Origin of the sequence: Rhodococcus sp. 114MFTsu3.1 (assembly GCF_000383555.1) — a bacterium.
Taxonomy (GTDB): Bacteria; Actinomycetota; Actinomycetes; order Mycobacteriales; family Mycobacteriaceae; genus Rhodococcoides; species Rhodococcoides fascians_E.
This window is the reverse complement of sequence record NZ_KB911572.1, coordinates 1-7,425: the sequence shown is the minus strand read 5'-3', so window position 1 is coordinate 7,425 and position 7,425 is coordinate 1. Positions and strand designations below refer to the sequence as shown.

At 63.8% G+C, this 7,425-nt stretch carries 8 protein-coding genes; 4 read left to right on the top strand and 4 right to left on the bottom strand.

Going from position 1 to position 7,425, the window contains the following annotated elements; translation table 11 throughout:
- Positions 1-80: 80 nt before the first annotated feature.
- Complete coding sequence (locus H292_RS0126590; protein ID WP_026347835.1) at positions 81-713, bottom strand: O-methyltransferase; 633 nt, start codon at positions 711-713, stop codon at positions 81-83.
- Positions 714-912: 199 nt separating this feature from the next.
- On the opposite strand from H292_RS0126590, the gene sigE reads away from it, so the two are divergent.
- From sigE to tatB, 4 genes are read left to right on the top strand one after another with little or no spacing between them, the layout of a single operon-like run.
- A complete protein-coding gene (gene sigE / locus H292_RS0126585; RefSeq protein ID WP_026347834.1) occupies positions 913-1,518 on the top strand; it encodes an RNA polymerase sigma factor SigE in 606 nt (201 codons plus the stop codon).
- 16 nt (positions 1,519-1,534) lie between these two features.
- Positions 1,535-1,870, top strand: coding sequence for a hypothetical protein (locus H292_RS0126580; protein ID WP_033188102.1), 336 nt, complete (start codon positions 1,535-1,537; stop codon positions 1,868-1,870).
- Positions 1,871-1,929: 59 nt separating this feature from the next.
- A complete protein-coding gene (locus H292_RS0126575) occupies positions 1,930-3,405 on the top strand; it encodes a S1C family serine protease (protein ID WP_196806207.1) in 1,476 nt (491 codons plus the stop codon).
- Positions 3,406-3,415: 10 nt separating this feature from the next.
- Positions 3,416-3,823, top strand: coding sequence for a Sec-independent protein translocase protein TatB (tatB, locus tag H292_RS0126570; protein ID WP_019665382.1), 408 nt, complete (start codon positions 3,416-3,418; stop codon positions 3,821-3,823).
- A gap of 95 nt (positions 3,824-3,918) precedes the next feature.
- Here the strand turns inward: tatB and H292_RS0126565 are convergent, their stop codons facing one another.
- The 3 genes from H292_RS0126565 to H292_RS0126555 form a co-directional block, all read right to left on the bottom strand.
- Positions 3,919-4,650, bottom strand: coding sequence for an amino acid ABC transporter ATP-binding protein (locus H292_RS0126565; protein WP_019665381.1), 732 nt, complete (start codon positions 4,648-4,650; stop codon positions 3,919-3,921).
- The gene (locus H292_RS0126560; RefSeq protein WP_020113422.1) at positions 4,647-6,107 is read right to left on the bottom strand and encodes an amino acid ABC transporter substrate-binding protein/permease; all 1,461 of its coding nucleotides are present in this window, start codon (positions 6,105-6,107) and stop codon (positions 4,647-4,649) included. Before H292_RS0126560 ends, H292_RS0126565 begins: the two co-directional genes overlap by 4 nt.
- A 98-nt stretch (positions 6,108-6,205) precedes the next feature.
- Positions 6,206-7,342, bottom strand: a complete 1,137-nt coding sequence (locus H292_RS0126555) for an Mrp/NBP35 family ATP-binding protein (protein WP_019665379.1) — start codon at positions 7,340-7,342, stop codon at positions 6,206-6,208.
- Positions 7,343-7,425 lie beyond the last annotated feature (83 nt).

Below are 7,425 nucleotides of genomic sequence, written 5' to 3'. Positions count from 1 at the left end.
CCCCGGGAGTGGAGCCTGCGAAATGACCCAAGGTCAGCTGCGCGAAGCCCCGGGAGTGGAGCCTGCGAAATGACCCAAGGTCAGCTGCGCGAAGCGCAGATCAGTCCGTCGCCGAGCGGAAGCAGGACGGTGGTGAGACGCTCGTCTTCGGCGATGGCTCGGGCTGCTGCCCGGACTGCGACGGTGGTGGCGTCGCGCTGAGTCGAGTCCGGCACCCGGCCGTTCAGCAGTGCGTTGTGTAGCACCAGTACACCGCCGGGGCGTAGTAGTCGGACGCTCTCCTGAACGAAATGAAGATGGTCGACGGGGCTGGCGTCGATGAACACGAGGTCGTAGGTGTCGTCGGCGAGGCGAGGGAGGACGTCGAGCGCCCACCCGTTGATCAATCGCGTACGTGACGGCGGGATACCTCCGGCTCGGAACGCTTCCTTGGCCGCGCGCTGGTATTCCGGTTCGGTGTCGATGGTCGTGAGTACGCCGTCCTCGCGCATCCCGTCGAGCAACCAGAGGCCGCTGATGCCGGCGCCGGTCCCGATCTCGACGACGGTCTTGGCGCCGAGCATCTGAGTGAAGATGCTGAGAATCGCGCCGACGGAGGCCGGCACGGGTGCTGCACCGAGGTCCTCGGCGCGTTCGCGGGCCGAGACGAGAACGTCGTCCTCCTGGGCGGATTCCTCGGCATACGACAGCAATCTCTCGGCATTAGTCGGCACCCTGCGACATTAACGTGACCCGGACGAATTTCCGAGCGGACAGGTTTCTCAGCGGCACCTCAGGTTATTCACACGTCGGCCACACGCGAGTGGGAGAAGCTACTTGTGATCGCTTGATCGACGAGCAACGCGAAACAGGAACATCCCGGCGGTGTCGCTGGTTGTACTGGTACGTGTTCCTGAGCAGGAGGATCCAGCCATCTACGAGATCAAAGAAGATCTAGACACCGCCGAACTGAGCGGCACCGCCGCTTTCGATGCCAGCGGCGAGGACGCCACCATGCCGTCCTGGGACGAACTGGTCCGTGAGCACGGTGACCGCGTCTACCGTCTTGCCTACCGATTGTCCGGTAACGCCCAGGATGCCGAGGATCTGACGCAGGACACGTTCATCAGGGTGTTCCGTTCCCTGTCGAACTACCAGCCGGGAACGTTCGAGGGTTGGTTGCACCGCATCACCACCAACCTGTTTCTCGACATGGTCCGTCGACGCAACCGCATCCGCATGGAGGCGCTGCCCGAGGACTACGACCGTGTGCCGTCGGAGACACCCAACCCCGAGCAGATTTATCACGACGCCCGGCTGGATCCGGATCTTCAGTCCGCGCTCGACTCGTTGGCGCCCGAGTTCCGTGCAGCGATCGTGCTGTGCGACATCGAAGGCCTGTCCTACGAGGAGATCGGTGCGACACTGGGCGTCAAGCTCGGGACGGTGCGTAGTCGTATCCATCGTGGACGCGCGGCGCTACGGGAGTACCTTCGAGTGAACGGGAAGGTCGACACTTCTCACGCCAGTGTTCAGTAGCTACGAGGAGGGTTGGATGACGCAGGCCCGAGAGCCACGGCGGTTCAGCTCTACCGAACATCTGGCCAGCGAAGCGATCGCTGCATTCGCCGACGGTGAGCTGCGTATGAACGCGTACCTACGTGCTGCTCGGCACATTGCGGAGTGCCCGGAGTGCGCAGCCGAGGTCGATGCCCAGCAACAGGCGCGTAGCGCCCTGAAGGATTCGGGCGAGATGTCCATGCCCAACTCGTTGCTCGGTCTGCTCAGTCAGATCCCGATGTGCGAGCCGCCCGAGGTCAAAGCAGAGGTCGAGCGACGCCGACGCGTCATTGTGACGTCGGTCGTGAACCTTCGTCGCAGACGCCGTTAGGGTCGCCCTGTGTAATCTTGGCCGCTGTGACCGACGTGAGCGAGGGGTACCGGGAACGCGTGAGCACCAATACAGATCGCAGCACCGACACTGACCCGGAGGCGCCGCGGCTACCACCGCGTCCGGTCTACCGGCCGGAGGTCGATCCTGCCGCCACTGCCGCCTTCGGTCGGCCGAGCGACGTCCAAGGCTCCTTCACCCCCGCGGCACGACGCGGCGAACCGTCGCCCAGAATCACCTCGCGCGCGCCCGACCCTGTTCTCGCCGAGGCTTTCGGCAGGCCCACCGACGCGCAGGAATCGCTGCAGCGCGATCCTGAAGCTCCCACCGGCCCCCCGGAGGCAGAACCGGAACCCGAGGATCCGTGGCGCGACCCGAACTCCACCGTCAGGCTCGGCGCCGCAGCCGAGGACATCCCCGAGCCCGCAGTCCACCCGTTCGGCCCGAAGCTCGGTGTCCGTGAGGTTCTGTTCGGCGAGAAGGTCGCCCCGAAAGCGCTCGTCGTTCTCGGCGTCGTCGCGTTGGCCATCGGTCTCGTCGGCGGCCTCATCGGGCGCGAAACAGCCGAGGTGACCGGAGCGTTGACCAGCCAGAAGGTGAATCTGACGCAGTCGACCGGCGAGGACTTGCCCCAAGGGCAGGTGGCACGCGTCGCCGACGCCGTCCTGCCGTCCGTGGTGTCCATTCAGGTCACGCTCGGCGAGAACGCAGGCACCGGATCCGGCGTCGTCATCGCCGGCGAGGGCTACATCGTCACCAACAACCACGTCATCTCGATGGCGGCCACCAATCCCGATCGCGCCACGCTGCAAGTGACGTTCTCCGACGGCACCAAGGTTCCCGCGGACATCGTCGGCCGCGACATCAAGACCGACCTCGCAGTGCTGAAGGCCGACGTCGGCAACCTCACCGTGGCCGAGCTCGGCAACTCCGCCGACGTCCAGGTGGGGGAGGACGTCGTCGCCGTCGGCTCGCCGCTCGGCCTGAACAAGACCGTCACACGCGGCATCGTCAGTGCACTCGACCGGCCCGTTCGACTGTCCGGCGAAGGCACCGACACCGACGCCGTCATCGACGCAGTGCAGACCGACGCCGCGATCAACCCGGGTAACTCCGGAGGACCACTGATCGACGCCGAAGGCCGCGTCATCGGCATCAACTCGGCTATCCGCAGCGAGAGCGGCGGATCGGTCGGCCTCGGTTTCGCCATCCCCATCGACGACGTCACCGAGGTAGCTCAATCGCTGATCCGGACCGGCGAGATGAAACACCCGGACATCGGCATCAACGCTCGATCGGTGATCAACGACGCAACATCCGGTGCCGAAGTGGCGAACGTGCGTGCGGGAGGGCCGGCACAGGAAGCCGGAATCGTCGAGGGCGACGTCATCACAAAGGTCGGTGACCGCGCTGTGACCAGTGCCGATGAGTTGGTCGTTGCCGTTCAATCGAGCGAAATCGGCCAGTCGACGCCTGTTCAGCTGGTCCGGTCCGGCAGACTCGTCGATGTGTCGGTCACCCCGGTTTCGGACTAGGCTGGCAGGCGTGTTCGGCAACATCGGCTGGGGAGAGCTCGTCATTCTCCTGGTAGCAGCACTCGTCATCCTCGGTCCAGACCGGCTGCCCGGCGCCATCAGCTGGGTCACCAAGTCCATCCGCCAGGTCAAGGAATACGCCAACGGCGCAAGCCAGCAACTCAAGGACGAGCTGGGCACCGACTTCGAGGACCTGCGCAAGCCCCTCGCCGACCTCAATCAGCTCCGCGGCATGACGCCCCGCGCTGTCATCACCAAACACCTGCTCGACGGTGACGACTCCATCTTCACCGGCAACTTCGACTCCAAGAAGCCGAACGGCAGCTCCAACGGAACCCCGAACACCCCCGCCAAGCCGTCGCTCGAGAAGAAACTGCCCGCAGGCCAGACCCCGCCCATCGACTCCGACGCCACGTAGCGCTCTTAGCGTCACAGCATGAAGGCGCCACCGCAGTGCACTGGATCCCGTGGGTCGGACAGCTGCGGTGGCGCCTTCATGCTGTGGGTCGAGCCTTACAGCACCTTGTTCAGGAAGTCCTGGGTCCGAGGGTTCTGCGGATTGCCGAAGAGCTGATCCGGGGTTCCCTCTTCGACGATGACGCCGTCGGCCATGAAGATGACTCGGTCCGAGACCTCGCGGGCGAAGCCCATTTCGTGGGTGACGACGACCATTGTCATGCCGCCCTTGGCGAGGTCCCGCAGAACCTGCAGTACTTCGCCGACCATTTCGGGGTCGAGTGCCGAGGTGGCTTCGTCGAACAGCATGATCGACGGGCTCATCGCGAGTGCTCGGGCGATGGCGACGCGCTGCTTCTGACCGCCGGAGAGGCTCGCGGGCTTGTAGTCCGCGCGCTCGGACAGTCCGACCTGCTCGAGCAGTTTCAGTGCCGTGTCCTTGGCCTCGGACTTCGACATCTTCTTCGTCTCGACGGGTGCGAGCATGACGTTCTCGAGTGCCGTCATGTGCGGGAAGAGGTTGAAGTGCTGGAACACCATGCCGATGTTCTGGCGAATCTTGTCGAGATTGACGTTCTTGTCGGTCAGGTCGACGCCGTCGACGACGACGTGGCCGCCGGTGATGTCCTCGAGCTTGTTGAGGCATCGCAGGAAGGTGCTCTTACCGGATCCTGACGGTCCGATGACGCAGACGACCTCGCCGTTGGCGATCTCGGCGTCGATTCCCTTGAGGACCTTGTTGTCGCCGAATGCCTTCTCCAGCGCCTTGATCGAAATCTTGGTGCTCACTTGTTGATCCTCTTCTCGAGCCGGTTCGACAGCTTGGTGAGTGCCATGATGATGATGAAGTACATGACGCCGATGATCAGCCACATGTTGAACGACTCGAAGTTGCGGGCGATGATCAGTCGGCCTGTCTGGGTCAGCTCGGCCAGGCCGATGACCGACAGCAACGAGGTGTCCTTCAACGTGATGACGAACTGGTTGATGTACGACGGAATCATCGTGCGGATGGCCTGCGGCATGACGACGCGGCGCATCGACTTGAGGTAGCTGATCCCGAGGCTTCGCGACGCTTCCATCTGGCCCTTGTCGACGGCGAGGATTCCGCCTCGGACGATCTCGGCCATGTAGGCGCCCGCGTTGAGCGACAGCGTGATGATGCCGGCGGTGAATGCGGACATCTGGAAGTTCAGTGCCGCAGGGACACCGAAGTAGATGAAGAATGCCTGCACCAGCAGCGGTGTGCCGCGGAAGATGTCGACGTACGTCGTGCCGATTCCTCGGAGCACGATGTTGGACGAGACACGGAACAGGCCGAAGATCGCGCCGAGAACCAGAGCGATCGCGATGGAGATGACGGTGAGAACGACCGTCAGCCACAGACCTTTGAGCAGCAACTGCCAGCTGCTCTTGATCAGACCGGGGATCGAGTTGTCCGACGTCGACGCTTCCGCGCTGAGGTAGGTGTCGAGAATGTCGTCGTACTGCCCGCTCTCACGCAGGTTCGCGAGCCCGGTGTTGAACTGCTCGAGCAACTGCGCGTTGGTGCCCTTGGCGACGGCGAAGCCGTAACTTGCTCCGGCTTCCTTGTCGGTGACGGTCTTGAATCCGTTGCCCTGGTTGATGCCGTAGGCGAGAACGGGGTAGTCCTCGAAAGCGGCGGCGGAGTTGCCGGTACGCACTTCCTCGAACATCGTCGCCGAGTCGTCGAAACTACGGATCGTGAAGCCGTACTGGTCTGCGATGGAGTCCGCGAACGTCGCGCCCTCGGTGCCGTTCTTGACGGCGACGGACTTCCCGCGCAGGTCTTCGTAGCTCTCGATGTCGTTGTTGGACTCCAGAATTGCCATCTGGACACCTGAATCGAAGTACGGGTCCGAGAAGTCGAACGTCGCCTTTCGTGCGTCGGTGATGGACATTCCGGCGATCATTCCGTTGAACTGACCGCTCGTGACGCCTTGCAGGGCGGTGTCGAAGCCGACCTGCTCCACGTTGTAGGTGAAGCCCTGGTCCGCGGCAATCGCTGCCAGGAGGTCCATGTCGATTCCGACGAGTTTGCCCTGCTCGTCCTGGAACTCGAAGGGAGCGAACGTGGTATCGGTGGCGATGGAGTAGTTCTGTCCGGACGGCGGTGGCTGCTGCGCCGACGCCAGGGCCGGACCGAACAGCGACCCCACCAGGGTCACGAAAAGGGCGAGCACGATCGGTACCAGTACCGTCCGACTCGATTGCGGCTTCTTCATGCAGGCCACTCTCTATCGAAGAAAAGGATTCTCACCAAAGTGTAAGACTTGGCGAATTCTAAGACTCCAACCCTCGACAGGTGTGCATTCGGGTGGTATCAGGCCCTTCGGGTGGTGTCGATGCTCAGCGACATTCCGACGAGCCCGCGCTCCCGCACTGCGAGTTGCTTGGCCACCGCTTCCAACGCCTGCGCGGCCGGAGTCTCGGGCTGCGCCAACACGATCGGAGTGCCGGCGTCGCCACCCTCACGGACTGCAGTGTCGAGTGGAATCTGGCCCAGCAGAGGCACTTTCGCGCCCACGGCTTTGGTCAGCCGATCCGAGACATCCTGGCCGCCGCCGGATCCGAAAATGTCCATGCGGGTGCCGTCGGGCAGCTCGAGCCAGGACATGTTCTCCACGACTCCGGCGATGCGCTGACGGGTCTGCAGAGCGATGGCGCCTGCGCGTTCGGCGACCTCGGCGGCAGCCTGCTGCGGCGTCGTCACGACGAGGATCTCGGCGCCGGGAATCAACTGAGCCACGGAGATGGCGATGTCTCCGGTGCCGGGCGGAAGGTCGAGGAGCAGCACGTCGAGGTCGCCCCAGAACACGTCCGCGAGGAACTGCTGCAACGCGCGGTGCAGCATCGGTCCACGCCACACGACGGGCGTGTTGCCCGAGGTGAACTGCGCGATGGAGATGAACTTCACGCCGTGTGCCTGCGGCGGCATGATCATCTTCTCCACTTGAGTGGGTTTGGCGTCGTTGCCCAGCATGCGGGGGACCGAGTGACCGTAGATGTCGGCGTCGAGCACACCCACCGACAGACCACGCTTGGCCAGCGATGCGGCGAGGTTGACCGTCACCGACGACTTCCCGACGCCGCCCTTGCCCGACGCGACGGCGTACACACGCGTCAGCGAGCCGGGTTGAGCGAACGGGATGATCGGTTCCGCGGAATCGCCGCGTAGAGACTTGCGGAGTTCGGTGCGCTGCTCGTCGTTCATGACGTCGAGTTCGACGGTGATGGTGCCGACTCCCGCGACATCGGCGACGGCTTTGGTGACGCGGTCGCTGATCTCCGTTTTCATCGGGCAACCGGCAGTGGTGAGGTAGATCCCGACGTCGACGGATCCTCCGTCGCCGATGGTGACACCCTTGACCATTCCCAGGTCGGTGATGGGTTTGCGAATTTCCGGATCGATGACTTTCGAGAGCGCGCTTCGAACGTCGGATTCCGTCAGTACTGCCATGAGCTCATGCTAGTGGGGCGGGAGTGGAGCCTGCGGAATGACCCGGGGGAGGCGGGAGTGGAGCCTGCGGAATGACCCGGGGG

Bases quoted from the DNA above. Each gene is read 5' to 3' on its own strand.
- H292_RS0126580 (WP_033188102.1), top strand. From the start codon at position 1,535: ATGACGCAGGCCCGAGAGCCACGGCGGTTCAGCTCTACCGAACATCTG.
- H292_RS0126560 (WP_020113422.1), bottom strand. From the start codon at position 6,107: ATGAAGAAGCCGCAATCGAGTCGGACGGTACTGGTACCGATCGTGCTC.
- H292_RS0126555 (WP_019665379.1), bottom strand. From the start codon at position 7,342: ATGGCAGTACTGACGGAATCCGACGTTCGAAGCGCGCTCTCGAAAGTC.